The sequence below is a fragment of the Fulvivirga ulvae genome (genome assembly GCF_021389975.1).
GTDB classification, from domain to species: domain Bacteria; phylum Bacteroidota; class Bacteroidia; order Cytophagales; family Cyclobacteriaceae; genus Fulvivirga; species Fulvivirga ulvae.
Genome location: NZ_CP089981.1, coordinates 2,207,936 through 2,224,833, shown reverse-complemented (window position 1 = coordinate 2,224,833; position 16,898 = coordinate 2,207,936). Strand labels below are relative to the sequence as shown.

The following is a 16,898-nucleotide window of genomic DNA, read 5'->3' as shown; positions in this document are numbered from 1 at the left end:
GACTTTACCTCACCCTTCTGTCCTTTTCATCAATCGGCAGGTCGTTAATACTGGCATATCGCTTTTTCATAAATCCGTATTCATCAAACTCCCAGTTCTCATTTCCGTAGGCTCTGTACCATTGCCCGTTCGTATCATGATATTCATACTCGAACCGCACAGCTATTTTGTTGTCAGTAAAGGCCCAAAGTTCTTTCTTCAGTTTGTAGTCAAGCTCTTTACTCCACTTATCAGATAAGAACTGAACCACTCCTTCTCGGCCTTTGATAAATTTATCTCTGTTTCTCCACTCGGTATCTACAGAGTAGGCAAGAGAAACCTTCTCCGGGTTTCTTGAGTTCCACGCATCTTCTGCCATTTGCACTTTTAATGTTGCTGTTTCATGCGTGAATGGCGGCAACGGTTTTTTCACTTCCATAGCTTTAGTTAATTAGGGATTGAACAATATTTTTTGATTTAATAATTGGCCATTGGTCTTTGAATAATTGACTTTCTATCAAAGCACTTTCAAATAGCAGATACATATGATCGCCTACGGTGGCGTCATTTATGCGATCGTTGAAGTAGGTTCTTAAGTCATTCTTATGACTTTGAATGACCTTTAGAATTTTTTCATCGCCTTTATTCAACTCAGCAAGTATGTTGAGAAAACTACAGCCCCTGAAATTTTCGAGTTCATTCATAAATATCAGGAAGTCGAATGCGCATAAGATCTCACTAGTGTCGCTGGCATGTTTCTTTACATATTGCTTAAGCTTTGTAAACCAATGCTCATGGCGAAACTCCAAATATGCTATGCATAGCTCTTCCTTAGATTTAAAGTTGTAATAAAAACTTCCTTTGGCTATACCGGCTTCATCAATAATCTGGTTTATTCCCGTAGAGTTATATCCTTGTTGATGAAAAAGCCTGGCGGCTGTGTATATCAGTTTATCTCGAACCTTCATTATTTACGATTTGATTCGGCAAACATAGAGAATATAACTTGATTAGACAAGTCTGTATAAAAATTAAGAATGAAAATTCAAAAGATACCCAGCCTCCTCAATGCTTGGATAAGGGTATAGCAATTAGGAACGCTCCACTTTCTCAAGAGCATCAAGGAAGTCAAACAAAGAGTTCATGTCCTGTATAAAACTCTCAATGTCTGGTATCAGGTCGTAATGTTTGACACTTAAGTAATCAAACAGCACACACCTCAGGTTGCTCTTGAAACGCGAAATCTCGACAGATTCATAAAATACTTCTAAATCGGGATGGCTGCTTATGGAATGGTTGTTGGTCATAGAATTAAAGGTTGCTGACATATTGCGCTAAGCTAAGCCATCAATCTCTGCCAAAGTACTCTATATAAAGAGTGCTATAAAGCACCTATAAATTCAAGTTGTACAACTTGGGTATGAAGACCAATTTGGGATTTTCCTGGATATAAAATATGTACATCTTACTTCCAGCTCTTAAATGACGTTGGAATGCTGAACGATATTCATGATTAAACTTCCTTCCGTTGGCCTCGAATTGAAAGTTATACTCCTTTACCCTTCTTTTGTTATGCTTCCAGTTCGTATTAGTTATATCGGTTACTACAGCTTCTGACTTTACGCCATACGTTAAAACGAAAGTACCTCTTTTAACCGTTTGATATTTGCGATAGACAATAAATACTCCAATTGCTAAGAAAACCAAACCTAAAAAAGCTTCAATACTGGGGAAGGCAATAACAGGAATTAAAACACCTCCAATACAGAATCCCTCACCAAGCAGGAAAGGGGCAGTGTTAAGGTATATGGTAAGTTTCTGTGAATTTGTGATTTGTCTCATGCCCAGACCTTATTGAACATACTTTTCATATTCTCCTATTTTCCGCTTCAACCTTATATTCAAATACTCATTTATTCCTTCAAGCCCTTTATCAAGTATCCTCGCCTCCTCCAGGTAGGCTGTAATTTTCTCCTTGTCCCAATGGCTTGGAGGCGCTTGCAGGTTTGTGATCCTATCAGCCAGTTTTACCATACCCACCTCTTTGTCCAATTCATTAATGCGGTTAAGACTATCGGTCATTTTTTCTGTCTTGGTGGAAAGGTTACCGTCTTTAGTCAACGCTTTAACTCCAAGGGCAACTCTTTCGCCAAACTTATCTTTCAATTCATCGAAGGTCGTATCCGTATCTTCAAGGGTATCGTGCAGCAAGGCAACCTGTACGGCAAAGTCTAGATCAAAATTGCTTTCGGCTTGGTAAGCCATCAGTATTTCCATGGCCACATTAGAGATGTGCAGTAAATAATTGGCGTTAGTACCAGGTACTTTCTGATCGCAGTGTTTTTCTCCTGCAAATTTTATGGCTTTTTGGTAGAGGTCTTGGGTCATGGAAGTTACTTATAAATGCCAGGGGTGATACATGCGCTTATTTAATCACAAATTAAACTAATCTATTTTGGGATTGTACAAACTCCCTTAAATATCGATGAAGATAGATGCCTTAACAATAAATCCGGCCACTTTTATGATGACCGGATCATATTATTTATATCACTCGTCTTTGTAGAAAACACCCTCATACTCACCTTGATTGAGTGTAAGTTGCTTCCCATCTACCGAAAATGTAAAAACCATTGATTCGGCATAAAGCTGTTCGAATAAAAAACGGCGACTGCCCTTATATATCAATGGCTCTTCAAACTCTCCTTTAATACTATGAATTAATATATTTCCATCATTTAAGAATATCAACTTATCTGATGCATCATTCGGATTAGTGTATGTACCGACATATCGAATGACTTCTGCTTCTGATATTTCAATAAGTTTATCCTGATGATAGTGCTTTAAAACTTCCATAAACACCTCCTCTTTATTATTACTATTTGATCCATTAGAAACTAATGCAATGCTCAAACCCTGGTCAGGAAAATGCATAAGGGTGGATTTAAAACCATCAATAGATCCGTGGTGTCCATACGCTTCTCTTCCTCCTATAGAAAACCTCATTAAACCCATGCCATGATCATCTACTATGGTTTTCATCTTTGCAAGACTTGCTGCTGAGACGAGCTTGCCACTGAATAGCGCATCGATAAATACAGTTAAATCAATTGAAGTAGAAACTATCGATCCGGAGCCCATGGCTACAGACATATTTGTTTCGGGTAATTTTGACCAATCATCAATATACTCATAAGAATAACATTCATTGTTTTCTAAGTTTATTGTGTCGCCAGCATATGTGTTTTTCAGATCAAGAGGGGTAAGAATTTTATCAGTAAGAATATTCTCAAAGGTCGTTTCATATACTTTTTCAAGGATCAGAGCAAGTAAGAAATAGTTTGAATTACTGTATTCGGATTTGCTGTCAGGCATAAAATCGCTTTGGTATTTCGAGATGGTATTGAGCATATCGTCCGACGAGATATACCTGGTATGATAACTGAAAAAATCTTTGTCCCGGGTGAAGCTATGTATGCCACTTCTATGATTTAACAAGTTTGATATGGTGATGCTTCCGGCGTTTTCCACAGAAGGAAAATATGTATCGATAGTTTGGTCTAAACTGAACTTGTTTTCTTCTTGCACCATCAGTACCAGCACAGCAGTAAAAGTTTTGCTGATAGAGCCTATTCGAAATTTTGTGTCTGGTTTTAATTTTCTTTTAGTCTCAACGTCGCTAAAACCAATAGCGTTTGAATACACCGTTTGCCCGCTGCCAAATATTGCTACACTTCCCATAAAGTCACCTCTCTGTTCATATACTGATAACAGACTATCAATTTGACTTTTGTATGTTTTTTGGTCTTGGACAATCTCTGATTGCTCGGAGTTTTTACTTTTAGAGCAGGCCGCCGCAAGTATTGCGACCATAGCCACAATGGTTAGATACTTTTTCATATTTATTTCGAGTTTTTGTTGTTAATGCAATCTATAACAAAGTACCTTGTAATACAAGGTATATGTTTTGAATAAAAATAGCGTTATTGTATATCGTTGAAAATAATTCTTGAAAATCAGATTGAAGATTATTCTAAAGAAGCGATTGATTATTTGAACAAATGATAATTAGTGCGGGTAGTGCGGGCTTTCTTTTACCTAGAATAATATTCCAAAAGGTATAATGAAGATCATATTTTGAGTGTGTTGTGTTCTATTGTTCCTCTTTCATTAAATATTTAATGACTCTATGGTAACCTCTGACCTCTGACAGGGCTTTGAGCCCTGTCAGAGGTCAGAGGTTACCATAGAAAAACAAAAAAGCCGATCATTTTACAATGACCGGCTTTAATGTACCCGGGGCGGGACTTGAACCCGCACGACCGCAATGGTCACAGGATTTTAAGTCCTGCGTGTCTACCAATTCCACCACCCGGGCTTAGTCTACATCGTAGACAAATTTCGTTTACTCAGAAATACCCTCTAAAAATAAAGCCTGCTATTCGTGCAGGCAAATTAGTTATTTTCACGTTTTGAAAATCTGAGCGAGAAACGGGATTCGAACCCGCGACCCCGACCTTGGCAAGGTCGTGCTCTACCAGCTGAGCTATTCTCGCTTATTTTTGAAACCCGAGAGCTACTCTCTCAAGTGGACTGCAAATTTAAGTAAGGGATTTTAATTTGCAACGCCTTTTTAAAAAAATTTAATCGTTTATAAACTTTTTCCTCTGTTTATAAAATTGAGACCGTATTAAAAGCTCAAAACTAATGATTTACAAGGAATGAACCTGTCAAATTAGTAGCTTAACTTCTAAAAGTTCATCCGTCAGTAACAGCATCAGAACTCAGGCTTTTGATACGGCCCCTACGCTAATACATTGTTTTCATAAACAGATCTGCATATTGTCTTAGCTTCCTGTATAGATAGTCTTTACGACGTATCACAAAAAGGATTGTAAAAAGTAAAACGTAAATACCTGCAATTATAAAGTATCCATAAACTTCGGATTCAAGGAGCCGATTAAAATAAATGGAAACCCCGATGCTGACAAACAGAACAGCAAAAAGCATCAAAACCGCCAGAGAAATAACCAGGATTAGCTTTTGGACTTTCTCCGAAATCTCCTCACGAATATTCTCCTTTACTTTATCAATCTGATGCTCAACAAAATTGACAGGTTTACGAATTACTCTAGACAATAATGACATCTTCCTAATTTTGGTTTTTTACAGAATGCAATTCATTTTTTGCTGACTTCACTGTTTCCGACCCGTATTCCAGAAGATCGTTTGCGGCATCTCTTATAGCGCCTTCAACCTTTTTATAAGTTGCAGATCCTTTGTCGGGTGCAATTAATAAACCTAAAACGGTACCTACCCCAATACCTGCGGCAAGACCGAGAAGAAATTTTCCATTATCATTCATAGTTTTATATTATTTGGTTTTAAAATTATCCTTCTTCAAAATTCTCAGGAATGGCAGATTCCCAACGCTCAAAATCTTCAATTTCTTCATTCAAGCCATTATACACCCATACTATCACAGCCAGATCGTCAGCCAAACCCAGTATAGGAATAAAGTCGGGCACCAGATCCAGTACCCAAATAAAGTACACCAGACCACCCAGAATGCGAAGTACTGCTGTTGTAGGTATCTTTCGGTACTCGCCATTGTAGTAGGCCCTGATCATGCGTGTGAGAGTTTGGGTTTTCTCCTTAAAATCCTTCTGTAGGCGATGCCGGTTACCTTCCTCTTTTAGCTTTTCAAACGCGTGTTGAAGTAGCCTGTATATCTTGCTTTTGCTGTAAGAATATTTCTCTGCCACCTTCATAGCCAGAGCAAAAACCCTCGATCCAAGTACAGCACCTATTGTTGAATTACCGGAGTTTCCTATTTCAGAAACCTTTTCTGTTTCTGACGGATTATAATCTGTGGTTGCTTTTGTTGCTTGTTCCATATGCGGTGTAGGTGTAAATGTCATTTATGGTCAAAGTCGTACTATTGCAAGTGCTTAGTCTTCCTTTTTATTGCTATAACACATAAATCGCCATAGATGTTTCTAAATACCTTTATAGCCACCATAACAAAAAACAATACCACTGGCGTGCTCATTGTGGCGTTATTTTAATGGTGAGTACCAAATAAATGTTCGTATTATATTTAATTTAGTGTGGTGTATGCTATAGTCGACATAGAAACAACTGGAGGTTTTGCGGGAAATAATAGAATTACTGAAATAGCCATCTTTTTACATGATGGCAATGAAGTTACGGATTCCTATGAAACACTAATTAATCCCGGACAGATCATCCCATCTTATATCACCGGCCTTACAGGTATAAGGCAGGATATGGTTGAGTCAGCTCCTTCTTTTGAAGAAATTGCCCATGAGCTATACGACTATTTAAAAGATAAGATCTTTGTAGCACACAACGTACATTTCGACTATTCATTCCTCAAAAAGGAGTTTGAAAAAGTAAACCTCAGTTTCAGTCCCAGAAGACTATGTACGGTAAGGGTAAGCAGGGTACTGTTTCCCGGGTTGAGATCGTACGGTTTAGGTAATCTTTGTGAGCAACTAAATATTGAAATTCGAAACCGCCATCGCGCCGGAGGAGATGCCCAGGCTACAGCTATTCTTTTTGATATGCTCATTAAAAAGGACAGCGAATATGTGGCCCTGGCGTTGAAGAAAAATTCAAAGGAAACCACACTACCACCTAACCTGCCTAAGGAGGAGTTTGAAAACCTACCCGAACAGCCTGGTGTGTATTATTTCCTGAACCAGAGGAGCGAGGTAATCTACGTAGGGAAGGCTATCGACATCAAGAAAAGGATAACGGGACATTTCTCGGGAACCAGCAAAAACCGGAGAAACCAGGCCATAAGAAACGAGATCCATCATATCAGCTATGAACTTACGGGAAATGAGCTGGTGGCTTTGCTCCTGGAATCGCATGAAATCAAGCGGCTGTGGCCCAAATACAACCGAGCACAAAAAGTGCTGAGCAACACCTGGGGTATTTACAAATACGAAGACCGGCAGGGGTACCTGCGATTTAATATCAGCAAAAGTGTTAAAGGCCTTCAGCCCCTGATCTTCTTTCATTCGCATTCCGATGCCTGGCAATTTATGATGAACAAGATCCGTGATTTTGATCTTTGTCCCAAGCTCTCAGGCATCCAAAAATCCGACGGCCCTTGTTATGACCTGCCACTCGGACAATGTGCCGGCGCATGCGATGGTAAGGAGACCACTCAGGTATACAATAACAAAGTAGATGAGGCAATAGACTCTTTCCATGAAACACAAAAATCATTTGCTATTGTAGGGTCGGGGCGTACGGAAGAAGAGAGTTCCGTTGTACTGGTAGAAAGAGGCACTTATTGTGGTTTTGGTTTTTGCGACAAGGATGTTAGCATTTCGCATCTCGATGATATAAAGACAGTTATCAACAATTACAAAACAACCATTGAGATTGATCATTATATCCAAAGCTATATAAATAGCCCTCAGGCAGATATCATTGAACTGACCTGACAGCACTCAATCGAACCCTACTCATCGTTATATACCAATCACTTATCGGCTGCAGCTACGGCTCGTCCAAAGCTACACTTACCAGCTCACGGTGAGCTACATCTATATGTGGCTTAAGGAACATTTATGAAATCATCTATACTAAAAACTTTTATTGTCTGTTGGCTCCTTTTTTCAGGTAGCTATTCCTTTGCACACGGTAATTTGCCAAAAAACTGCGGGGAAAGCTGCTTTGGAACACAAGTACAAAGTATAACTGAAACCGAAGGTGGCTGTTTGAAATACACCTTACTCGTTACTAATGACGGAGGTTGTACACATGCACTTTCCCATTACACAGTGGCTATCCCTTGTGGCAGCGTTTCTTCCATCACTAACTCCGAAGGCTGGACTATCGAAGTAGGTAGCGACCCCACAAGTGGCTTAAGCGGATTCAAAGTTGATGACATCGGAGGTTTTGGAGAAGATGGCCAGGCCGGCGAATTCACGGTAGAATTTACACTTTGCCCAGACAGTGAAACCTGCGAGGAATCGTTGAGCTGCTGGGCTCCCGAAGTAGCTTACAAGGCTGCTACTTGTGTGTTTTACGAACAAACAGAAATTACCTGTTCACAGCTTTCCGCACATGTCGAAACCGGCGATGTATCATGCTTTGGTTTAAGCGATGGTACTGCCGAGGTAGTTGTGGTAGAAGGTGAAGCACCTTTCACGTATCAATGGTCTGATGGAGGCACTACCGCATTAAATACCGATTTATCTGCAGGAGAGTATTCAGTAACCATCACTGATGCCAATGGTGAGAGTGTTATGTTAACGGCATTGATCAACCAACCTGGAGCATTGAATACTTTGGTAAATATTAGCTCTGCATCGTGCAGTGGCTCCGACAACGGTAGCATCAGTGTAAATGTAACAGGAGGAACATCTCCTTATACTTACTTTTGGTCCAACGGTGCGACAACCGCTTCTATCGGTAATTTGAGTGCTGGTTATTACGAATTGGAAGTTACTGATAGCAGAGGGTGTTCGGTTAAAGTTCCTGCTGTGGTTGAAAACCAGACTACGATCAGTTTGACAGCAGCAGTTGAAAAAACAAGCTGTAGTGGTAACACAGGAAGTATTGACATTACGGTTACCGGTGGTTCTGAGCCGTATTCTTTTGTATGGTCTAACGGTGCGACAACTGAAGACATCAGCGGACTGGCTGCAGGTGTTTACAATGTTCAGGTTACAGATGGCTACGGATGCTCCATCAGCCGATCGTTCATTGTGAAAGAAAACAATTCTCTGAACCTAAGTGCGGTTCCTACACCTACATCTTGTGTCGAAGATAACAGCGGCAGTATTGATCTTATAGTATCAGGAGGCTCCGAGCCTTACACTTATACCTGGTCTGATGGCAGCACTACCGAAGATTTATCAGGATTAGCTAAAGGGATATATAGTGTTACCGTAACAGATGCAGGAGGTTGTAGCTCCACACTTAGGATTTCTGTACTTACAGAGACATTCCAGGTAAGCACTAGCTCACAAAACCCTACGTGTATCGGCGCTGACGGGTACATTCAAGTAACTCCTTTAGGTGGTCAGGCCCCTTACACATACGTTTGGTCAAATGGTGGTACTACCTCAGAAATCTCTGGTCTTATCAGCGGTATGTATGATGTAACTGTAACGGACGCGACCGGTTGTTCAAGAAAGTTATATTTCTACTTAACAGAGCCAGATCCATTGTCCTTATCAGCTGAAATCACAAATGTTAATTGTGTCGAAAGTGAATTCAATCTTGATTTAACGGTAACAGGGGGCACAGGACCCTATGACTTTAACTGGATGGATGAAAGCTCGCTCGAAGACAGAACAGGCCTTACGTCAGGTTCATATATCGTTACTGTTACTGATATCAACGGTTGCTCTGTAGCTCAGGAGTTCATTGTTGATGCAAACTCAGCAGGATGTCCGGATCCTGATAACCCAGGAGATGATGACACGGATGATGGTACTGACAATGGTTCTGATACAGGAAGTGATGACGGCACTGGTGATGGAGGTGACAATGGAACGGATGATGGCACTGATGGCGGTACCGACGACGAAGGAGATTCAGGAAGCGATGATGGTGACGGTAATGACGACTCCGGGGACGGAGATGGCACTGATGGAGATAATGGTGGCGACGATGGCGGTGACACCGAGGGTGGAAATAATGATAGCGATGGCGGTGATGGTGACAACGGCTCTGGTAGTGACGGTGCTTGCAGTAACCCTTTTGATACTGATATTGTGCTGGTATCTGTAGATGGAAACTGCTATACCTATACAGCCACAGTCGAATACAACGGTTCTCATTCTTACGGTCTTTCTCACCTGAGTATAGCCGTACCTGAATGTACTTCAATTGACGGAGTAAGTAATTCAGAACACTGGACCATTGAGTATGGCACTGATCCTCGCACAGGTTTATCAGGATTCAAAGTTGACAACATAAGTAATTTTGGTGAAAGCGAGTTTGGTGATAGCTTCACCATCGACTTTACCGTATGTGCTACTGATGATGCATGTGCTTATGACCTGGCAGATGGTACCTACACTATAGGGTACAAATATGGTCAGTGCGTCAGCTACGAAACAGCTATTGTTGAATCGGACAATACGGAAACAGAAATTTTGGCTTATCCTAACCCGTTCAGTGAAACTACAAAAATCGAGTTTGTAGCTTCATACGACGGAAACACTGCAGTAGAGATTTATAATCAACGTGGTGAAAGAGTAAGCGTATTATTTGAAGGACAGGTGAACAAAGGCAATAAATATTCATTTGACCTGAATGCTACCGGACTACCGAATGACATATACACTTATAAGGTAACTACTCCCGGAAAAGTGTACAGAGGAAAACTACTTCTGACAAGATAAGAGTAGTCGAAAACTAACAAAAACTGCTTCATAGCCATGAAAACTAATCTATGAAGCAGTTTTTATTTTATAACAGGTTGAATTATTTGGTCTGCAGCCTGTCGGCAAACAATCTTCTCACCTTCTCTACTTTCGGACGCACTACATATGAGCAGTAAGGCTGTGCCGAGTTTTGGTTGTAATAGTTCTGGTGGTAATCCTCTGCTTTATAATATTCTTTCAAAGGGGATATTTCCGTTACAATCCGGTCATCAAAAATCTTCGCCTGATCCAGCTCCTGCTTGTATTTTTCGGCTATTTCTTTTTGCTCATCATCATGATAAAAAATAGCTGACCTGTATTGAGTACCCATATCCGCTCCCTGTTTATTAAGTGTGGTGGGGTCATGAGTCTTCCAGAATATTTCAAGTAAGTCCTCAAAAGAAATTACATTTGGATTATAGGTTATCTGAGCAACCTCTGCATGACCTGTTAAACCACTACAAACTTCCCGATAAGTAGGATTTTTAACCTTACCTCCTGTATAGCCCGATTCTACCGCAACAATACCCTCAACCTGCTGAAAAACAGCCTCCACACACCAGAAGCAACCTGCTCCAAGCGTTGCTTTTTTTAAGCTGCCGCTTTCCTGATTTTTTGATTCCATAGTTATCATCCTTTTTGTCAATAACTAAAGTAGCTAATTAAAGTTTCAAAAAATAAAACTTAAGCCCCCATAGTCTTGTTTACGACAAATCATTTGGCATTTGGTATTTCTACAATAAAGGTTGAACCTTCACCTTCTGAGGTCACAAGTTTGATTTTGCCATTCAGCTTTTCAATAGTTTCCTTTACAATGTACAACCCGAGACCGGTGCCCGACCCATTTTCATCTGCACGGTAAAACATATCAAATATTTTCTTACGATGTACCTCACTAATTCCCGGTCCGAAATCCCGTATTTTTATAATAGCTTTTCTTGTGCTTACATCACAGTCAACATCTATTCTGTCATTTCCTTCGTGACTGCAACCATACTTTATGGCATTGCTGATCAGGTTTCGGAATATAACCTTTAAGCGTGTCGGGTCAGTCTTAAAGATTGTGTTTTGCGTAATATTGATATTCTTCGCAACATCCCGGGTATCAGTCATGTAGGCAAGGTCATTAAATACCTCAAGAATAGTTTCTTCAAACTTTACAGGCTCTGCATCCTTTTCGAGTCTTGCATTTCGGGAATAATCAATAATGTCACTGATAAACTGGTCGAGCCTGGCGATGGAGCGCTCTACCATATCGTAGTAGGCTTGCCGACTCTCCAGGTCCTCTTCACGCCTTACCAGTGATATCAACCCGGCAATGGAAGCTAATGGAGCTTTTAGATCATGAGAAGCACTGTAAACAAAACTGTCGAGTTCCTTATTTACTTTTTGTAAAGCTTTATTCTGGCTTTTGAGTTGATCCAGTGCATCAACTCTAATAGTAATATCTCTTGCAAAAGCAGAAACACCCGTTATCTGGCCATTGCTGTCTATTGGGAAAGTATATATTTCAAAGTGATGAATTTTTCCTGCCACCTTATTTTGATCAATAAATATTCCGCCTTGCCCTTTCAAAGCTTCATAATATCTTTTCTCCCAGCGGTTTTTTTCAACATTCATCGGCGTGATGTCCAGCACCAGCTGGTTTCGTTCGGGCGACGTACCATATATCTCATCACAAAGTTTTGCAAACACATTGTTGTAATCGATAAGTCTGTATTGCTCATCAACCAGCCAGATGGCGCTGTCAGTATTTTCAAGTATTGCCCTCAGGTTAGTTTCTTTGATTAGAATATCATGGGTCCGTTCTGCAACCTTTACTTCAAGCTCCTTTTTCTTCTGCTCGATCAAATGCTGCTTTTCCTGCTCCCGTAGCAGATAGCTTTTGTAAAGCTCATATATTCTCACACCAAGACCATATGACAAAATAACAATGCTCAACATATAGCCGAGATGAATTGAATACTGCACCAAAAACGAATATTCAATTACTCTCAGAAGGTTTAAAATGAAAATGAGTATAAAAAAGCCAAACAAAATGTAAGACAGAAGGTAATATATACCTTGGGGTACTTTTTTTGTTGTGCCCAATACACCGCCTGTAAGCATAAGGGCAAGACTTATGATACCATAAAAATTAAGGAGTAGGTATCCGTGAGAAGGATAGGTAAATAGTAATGTTAAGATGGAGAGCCCGACCAGGCTTGCAAAAATGGTTACGATATTAAAAAAAGTTTTCGACCATGATCTTACCTGGAGAAACTCAAGCATAAACAACAATCCCAGAATATTGCTAAGTGTTGCTGTTACCATGTCTTGATAACCGTTGGTCCACTCAATTAAAAAATGAAGATAAAAAGGGGTAAAGCCATCCGCTGCACCTGTGAAGACAGCAATGGTAAGGATATAAAGGCCATAGAAGAAAAATACTCTGAGCCGTGTAATGGCCGACAGCAAAAAATTAAACACCATAAGGATCAAAATAGCTCCGTAGAACATGCCCAGAAATGTTCTTTCCTCCATGTTCTCTTCCATGGCCTGCCCATCATCCAGCAGCCTGGCAGAGATCGTCATATAATTGGGTGAAGAAATCTTAAAATAAATCTGAGTTGTTTGCCGCCTGGGAAAATCAATAAGGAAGCTGTTCTTATTAGAAAAAACACTCTTTTCTCTGGGGTGCAGGCCTGTACCCGTGGCGTACTTTAGCAAACCACTCTCTGTAAACTTAAACAGTTCTATATGCTCAAGGGAAGGATCTATAAAATCTATGATTACATCCGCCCTGGTATTATGGGGGTTTGAAACCGTTAGTTTAACCCAAATTACATCCTTGGTAACATTGGTTCGTAAACCTGTTTTAGGTATAGGTTTAAAGTTTTTATTAGGAAGCGCCACAATATCTTCCAGGGTAAGTGAATGCGAGGTATCGACGTAAGCGGATAAATATGTGTTGAGATTGATCTCTCTATCGTGCGAAATCAGAGTCAGGGTGTTTTGGCCCAGGCCAACACGCTGAATCAAAACAAAAGCCAACAACAGACACCAGCTCTTCATATTATTTAATCCCCAAATGATATGCCTATACTTCTGGCTGCTTTAACCATAAAGGAATTCTTATTTACAAAATTATACTTACGAATGGCCTCTTCAATGCTTACCGCAGTAATCCTATTGTTCTTATAAGAAACCATTTTCCCATACTCTCCCTCAAGTACCAGTTCAAAGGCTTTAACCCCAAACAGTGTGGCTAATATTCTGTCAAAAGCTATCGGCGTACCCCCTCTTTGTGTGTGTCCAAGTACTGTTTCCCTGATATCGGCTTCGCAACCTGCTTCTTTAAGCTGCTCTGACAAACGGTATGCAACACCGCCCAGTCGTTTATTCTCGTACCCAACCTCATCGCTTTTCGCTGCTGTAACTTTTCCCTTTTTAGGACGGGCTCCCTCTGCTATTACTATATGAGCAAAGCCCTTTCCCTGATCATAACGTTGGTTAAGCCTCTCTACCACCTTGTTGATATCATAGGGAATCTCCGGGATCAAACAAACTTCGGCGCCTCCGGCAAGCGCGGTGTGCAAGGCAATCCATCCGGCTCCACGCCCCATGACTTCCATAATCATTACACGATGATGACTCTCTGCCGTAGTCACCAGTTTATCAAAGCTATCCGTTGCAATTTGAACCGCCGTACGAAAACCAAAAGTAAAATCTGTTCCTGACAGATCATTATCGATCGTTTTTGGTACGCCTATTATGTTCAGGCCCTGCGCATAAAGTTTTTGTGAAATCCTTTGAGAACCGTCTCCTCCTATACTTATAACCGCTTCAACACCAAGTGATTTTATACGCTCTATCAACTCTCCAGATTTATCGACGGTACTCCAGCCGCCATCTCTTTGCAGGATAGGAAAGTCAAACGGATTACCCTTGTTTGTAGTTTTTAAAATAGTCCCTCCTTTTACATGTATGCCGGCGGTCATTTTCTCGTTAAGCGCTATCACTTCCATAGGCTCCCGCATAACGCCATTAAACGCCTCCATGCTCCCCAATACCTCCCAATCCTTTTCACTTTTAGCCCGTTTCACAATACCGCGAATTACTGCATTAAGGCCCGGGCAGTCACCTCCTCCGGTTAGTACGAGTACTTTTCTTTTTGCCATACCTGATCTATACTTTTACTCATAATTTAGTGATATATTTAGTAAGTTTAACGACATGCATCAAAAGAGTTTAGCGGCTTACATGAAAAAGTTAATTCTACAACTTTTTTTACTATGCTTTCTCTCCCATTCATATGGTCAGGGCATTCAGTCTGTACCTGATCTATGGCAGCGGGTAACGGACCAGACCGGCACATTGAGTAGTTCAGAAGTTGACCGGTTAGAACGTAATCTCCGGGCTCTTGAACAAGACAAGGGCAGCCAGGTAGCCGTGCTGATCGTTTCGACAACAGAACCTGAGCCTATTGAGGACTATGGCATACGTGTTGCAGAAAAGTGGGAGCTCGGACGAAAGGATATTGATGACGGAGTTATTCTGCTTATAGCCAAAAATGACAGAAGAGTCAGGATTGAAGTAGGTTACGGCCTTGAGGGTACCATTCCGGATGCCACGGCCAAAAGAATTATAGATAACTACATCATACCAAATTTCCGCCAGGGAAATTTTTATGCAGGCATTGATGAAGGAGTAGAGGCATTATCTACCGCTATTCAGGGGGAAGAACTTTCGGAACCATCGGCTCATGACAAATCATCAGAAGAAACTGAATTTCCTTATTTTATTCTTGTTGTTGTTTTTGTAATTGCAGCACAGGCACTGAGCAAAAGGATGGGCAAGTGGAAAGGAGTATCCATTGGAGCAATCTTAACTACGATCACAGGCCTGGTTGCCGCAATGACAAAGTAGAACCTGAGGAATGGGAAGCCGTGGTCAAATTGATTGTAGGAGATCAAGAACGGAAAACCCACACTAGGTTTAATTAATGGTATTCAACTTTGTGGAGAACTATTAGAAAGAGGTGGTGTTAATAAACCACCGCAAAACCCTAACGAATTGCCGGATGATATTCGGCTTGGCTAGTATATGACAGATATTGTAGTTTATGGAGCTTACGGATATACCGGAGAGCTGATTGTAAAAGAGGCCAGGAAGCAAGGCATAGAGGTTGTACTTTCAGGTAGAAACGAAGAGAAACTAAAAAAGCTTTCTCAGGAGACCGGCTTTTCTTATTCGGCAGTTGACTTGACCAATAAAGAGGCATTACACCTCCTTTTGCAGGATGCAAAGGTGGTCATCCATTGCGCAGGCCCATTTCAACAAACAGCAAAACCTATGGTAGAAGCATGCCTGGCAACACTCACCCATTATCTCGACATTACAGGTGAGTACCAGGTTTTCGAGCTTATTAATGGGTACGATGAGGCAGCAAAAAAAGTCGGTATGATGTTACTTCCCGGCTCAGGATTCGACGTGGTACCCTCAGACTGCCTGGCAGCATTATTAAAAGCGCGTGTTCCTGATGCTGAAAAGTTACAGCTTGCTTTTGCAGCCACAGGAGGAGGTATTTCGCGAGGAACGTCGAAAACAATGATAGAAGGGGCCGGCGAGGGTCAGGTCTATCGATCGAACCACCAGCTAAAAACAAAGCCCCAGGGTGAATCGGTCAGGGATATAAACTATGGATCGTTTAAAAAATTGTCAGCAGGTATAAGCTGGGGCGATGTTTCTTCTGCGTACTTCAGCACTGGCATTCCCAATATTGAAGTTTTCGCAGGGTCATCAAAAAAGCAATTGAAAGCACTAAAATGGGCACACCGTCTGCGCTTTTTCCTTAAAATCAACTGGGTGAAAAATTTCCTCAAAAAGCAGACGGATAAGAAGCCGGCAGGTCCTAGCGAAGAAAAAAGGGAAAACAGCAACACTTACCTTTGGGGCAGGGCTGAAAATTCGAACGGGTCATACTATGAGGCGAGGCTTAAAACCCCAAATGGTTACACACTAACTTCACAGGCGACATTGCTTTTCGCTTCTAAAATTCTCAATGGCATATTCCGCCCGGGCTTTCAAACACCATCTTCCGCCTACGGAAGGGATGTAATTTTGGAGATTGACGGTTGTCAGTTCGAAAAAGCAGGTTAGTCATCAGCCCTCAATTTCTCTATCTTTTCCGGCATTCGCTCAAGCAGGGTCCACCATTCCTCATCATCCCGGTAGCTTCTGATGGCACCGGCCCTGACCAGTATTTTTCTTAATTCATCATCTTCAAACCCTCCAAGGCCTTTTTTAATGGTGTCGAAGCGGCGATCCGTATAGCTCTTGTGTGAAAGATAATAACGGGCGGTCCTTTCAGCCATATGTTCGGTTTTGAGTTCCTCAATTTTTAGCTTGAAAGCATGACGCAGCTGGTTTCTTTGCAGCAAAAGGGAGATGCCTCCACCTATTAGAACTCCCGATAGTGAGGCTACCAAACTAAGTATTTCCGGTTTCATGGGGTAA

General features: G+C 41.1%; 17 protein-coding genes and 2 tRNA genes. 4 read left to right on the top strand and 15 right to left on the bottom strand.

What is annotated here, in order from left to right:
• Positions 1-4: 4 nt before the first annotated feature.
• From LVD17_RS09185 to LVD17_RS09135, 11 genes are all read right to left on the bottom strand, one after another.
• Positions 5-418 carry a nuclear transport factor 2 family protein gene (locus LVD17_RS09185; RefSeq protein WP_233766257.1) on the bottom strand — a complete coding sequence of 138 codons (414 nt, stop codon included), beginning with the start codon at positions 416-418 and terminating at the stop codon, positions 5-7.
• Positions 419-422: 4 nt separating this feature from the next.
• The gene (locus LVD17_RS09180) at positions 423-947 is read right to left on the bottom strand and encodes a TetR/AcrR family transcriptional regulator (RefSeq protein ID WP_233766256.1); all 525 of its coding nucleotides are present in this window, start codon (positions 945-947) and stop codon (positions 423-425) included.
• Positions 948-1,070: 123 nt separating this feature from the next.
• Positions 1,071-1,307 carry a hypothetical protein gene (locus LVD17_RS09175; protein WP_233766255.1) on the bottom strand — a complete coding sequence of 79 codons (237 nt, stop codon included), beginning with the start codon at positions 1,305-1,307 and terminating at the stop codon, positions 1,071-1,073.
• Positions 1,308-1,371: 64 nt separating this feature from the next.
• On the bottom strand, positions 1,372-1,821 hold the full coding sequence (locus tag LVD17_RS09170; protein WP_233766254.1) for a hypothetical protein: 450 nt from the start codon (positions 1,819-1,821) through the stop codon (positions 1,372-1,374).
• 9 nt (positions 1,822-1,830) lie between these two features.
• Positions 1,831-2,367 (bottom strand): HD domain-containing protein, encoded by a 537-nt coding sequence (locus LVD17_RS09165; RefSeq protein WP_233766252.1) that lies wholly within the window; start codon positions 2,365-2,367, stop codon positions 1,831-1,833.
• A gap of 162 nt (positions 2,368-2,529) precedes the next feature.
• A complete protein-coding gene (locus LVD17_RS09160; protein ID WP_233766250.1) occupies positions 2,530-3,882 on the bottom strand; it encodes a serine hydrolase domain-containing protein in 1,353 nt (450 codons plus the stop codon).
• 393 nt (positions 3,883-4,275) lie between these two features.
• Positions 4,276-4,360, bottom strand: a tRNA-Leu gene (locus LVD17_RS09155).
• 105 nt (positions 4,361-4,465) lie between these two features.
• Positions 4,466-4,538 (bottom strand) — tRNA-Gly (locus tag LVD17_RS09150).
• 253 nt (positions 4,539-4,791) lie between these two features.
• Positions 4,792-5,130: a phage holin family protein gene (locus LVD17_RS09145; protein WP_233766248.1), complete on the bottom strand. Its 339-nt coding sequence runs from the start codon at positions 5,128-5,130 to the stop codon at positions 4,792-4,794.
• A gap of 4 nt (positions 5,131-5,134) precedes the next feature.
• Positions 5,135-5,347 carry a YtxH domain-containing protein gene (locus LVD17_RS09140; protein WP_233766246.1) on the bottom strand — a complete coding sequence of 71 codons (213 nt, stop codon included), beginning with the start codon at positions 5,345-5,347 and terminating at the stop codon, positions 5,135-5,137.
• A 25-nt stretch (positions 5,348-5,372) separates the two neighbouring features.
• Positions 5,373-5,879 (bottom strand): YkvA family protein, encoded by a 507-nt coding sequence (locus tag LVD17_RS09135; RefSeq protein ID WP_233766244.1) that lies wholly within the window; start codon positions 5,877-5,879, stop codon positions 5,373-5,375.
• A 216-nt stretch (positions 5,880-6,095) separates the two neighbouring features.
• On the opposite strand from LVD17_RS09135, the gene LVD17_RS09130 reads away from it, so the two are divergent.
• Together LVD17_RS09130 and LVD17_RS09125 are read left to right on the top strand one after the other, a co-directional pair.
• On the top strand, positions 6,096-7,463 hold the full coding sequence (locus tag LVD17_RS09130; RefSeq protein WP_233766243.1) for an exonuclease domain-containing protein: 1,368 nt from the start codon (positions 6,096-6,098) through the stop codon (positions 7,461-7,463).
• Between the two features lie 276 nt (positions 7,464-7,739).
• Positions 7,740-10,379: a T9SS type A sorting domain-containing protein gene (locus LVD17_RS09125; protein WP_233766241.1), complete on the top strand. Its 2,640-nt coding sequence runs from the start codon at positions 7,740-7,742 to the stop codon at positions 10,377-10,379.
• Positions 10,380-10,461: 82 nt separating this feature from the next.
• Here the strand turns inward: LVD17_RS09125 and msrA are convergent, their stop codons facing one another.
• The 3 genes from msrA to LVD17_RS09110 form a co-directional block, all read right to left on the bottom strand.
• Positions 10,462-11,025, bottom strand: a complete 564-nt coding sequence (msrA, locus tag LVD17_RS09120; protein ID WP_233766240.1) for a peptide-methionine (S)-S-oxide reductase MsrA — start codon at positions 11,023-11,025, stop codon at positions 10,462-10,464.
• Between the two features lie 89 nt (positions 11,026-11,114).
• Positions 11,115-13,454, bottom strand: coding sequence for a sensor histidine kinase (locus LVD17_RS09115; protein ID WP_233766239.1), 2,340 nt, complete (start codon positions 13,452-13,454; stop codon positions 11,115-11,117).
• A gap of 5 nt (positions 13,455-13,459) precedes the next feature.
• Positions 13,460-14,560 (bottom strand): 6-phosphofructokinase, encoded by a 1,101-nt coding sequence (locus tag LVD17_RS09110; RefSeq protein WP_233766237.1) that lies wholly within the window; start codon positions 14,558-14,560, stop codon positions 13,460-13,462.
• A gap of 82 nt (positions 14,561-14,642) precedes the next feature.
• Here LVD17_RS09110 and LVD17_RS09105 point away from each other — a divergent pair, with 82 nt between their 5' ends.
• Both LVD17_RS09105 and LVD17_RS09100 read left to right on the top strand, forming a co-directional pair.
• Entirely contained in the window at positions 14,643-15,308 is a 666-nt protein-coding gene (locus LVD17_RS09105; protein ID WP_233766236.1) for a TPM domain-containing protein, read from the top strand.
• 177 nt (positions 15,309-15,485) lie between these two features.
• Complete coding sequence (locus LVD17_RS09100) at positions 15,486-16,541, top strand: saccharopine dehydrogenase family protein (RefSeq protein ID WP_233766235.1); 1,056 nt, start codon at positions 15,486-15,488, stop codon at positions 16,539-16,541.
• On the opposite strand, the gene LVD17_RS09095 is transcribed toward LVD17_RS09100, so the two are convergent.
• The gene (locus LVD17_RS09095) at positions 16,538-16,891 is read right to left on the bottom strand and encodes a hypothetical protein (protein ID WP_155173599.1); all 354 of its coding nucleotides are present in this window, start codon (positions 16,889-16,891) and stop codon (positions 16,538-16,540) included. The two genes, LVD17_RS09100 and LVD17_RS09095, sit on opposite strands and share 4 nt — an antisense overlap.
• Between the last annotated feature and the right edge of the window lie 7 nt (positions 16,892-16,898).

Bases quoted from the DNA above. Each gene is read 5' to 3' on its own strand.
- LVD17_RS09100 (WP_233766235.1), top strand. From the start codon at position 15,486: ATGACAGATATTGTAGTTTATGGAGCTTACGGATATACCGGAGAGCTG.
- LVD17_RS09135 (WP_233766244.1), bottom strand. From the start codon at position 5,879: ATGGAACAAGCAACAAAAGCAACCACAGATTATAATCCGTCAGAAACA.
- LVD17_RS09140 (WP_233766246.1), bottom strand. From the start codon at position 5,347: ATGAATGATAATGGAAAATTTCTTCTCGGTCTTGCCGCAGGTATTGGG.
- LVD17_RS09185 (WP_233766257.1), bottom strand. From the start codon at position 418: ATGGAAGTGAAAAAACCGTTGCCGCCATTCACGCATGAAACAGCAACA.
- LVD17_RS09115 (WP_233766239.1), bottom strand. From the start codon at position 13,454: ATGAAGAGCTGGTGTCTGTTGTTGGCTTTTGTTTTGATTCAGCGTGTT.
- LVD17_RS09105 (WP_233766236.1), top strand. From the start codon at position 14,643: ATGAAAAAGTTAATTCTACAACTTTTTTTACTATGCTTTCTCTCCCAT.
- LVD17_RS09145 (WP_233766248.1), bottom strand. From the start codon at position 5,130: ATGTCATTATTGTCTAGAGTAATTCGTAAACCTGTCAATTTTGTTGAG.
- LVD17_RS09180 (WP_233766256.1), bottom strand. From the start codon at position 947: ATGAAGGTTCGAGATAAACTGATATACACAGCCGCCAGGCTTTTTCAT.
- LVD17_RS09095 (WP_155173599.1), bottom strand. From the start codon at position 16,891: ATGAAACCGGAAATACTTAGTTTGGTAGCCTCACTATCGGGAGTTCTA.
- LVD17_RS09175 (WP_233766255.1), bottom strand. From the start codon at position 1,307: ATGTCAGCAACCTTTAATTCTATGACCAACAACCATTCCATAAGCAGC.
- LVD17_RS09165 (WP_233766252.1), bottom strand. From the start codon at position 2,367: ATGACCCAAGACCTCTACCAAAAAGCCATAAAATTTGCAGGAGAAAAA.
- LVD17_RS09110 (WP_233766237.1), bottom strand. From the start codon at position 14,560: ATGGCAAAAAGAAAAGTACTCGTACTAACCGGAGGAGGTGACTGCCCG.
- LVD17_RS09170 (WP_233766254.1), bottom strand. From the start codon at position 1,821: ATGAGACAAATCACAAATTCACAGAAACTTACCATATACCTTAACACT.
- msrA (WP_233766240.1), bottom strand. From the start codon at position 11,025: ATGGAATCAAAAAATCAGGAAAGCGGCAGCTTAAAAAAAGCAACGCTT.
- LVD17_RS09160 (WP_233766250.1), bottom strand. From the start codon at position 3,882: ATGAAAAAGTATCTAACCATTGTGGCTATGGTCGCAATACTTGCGGCG.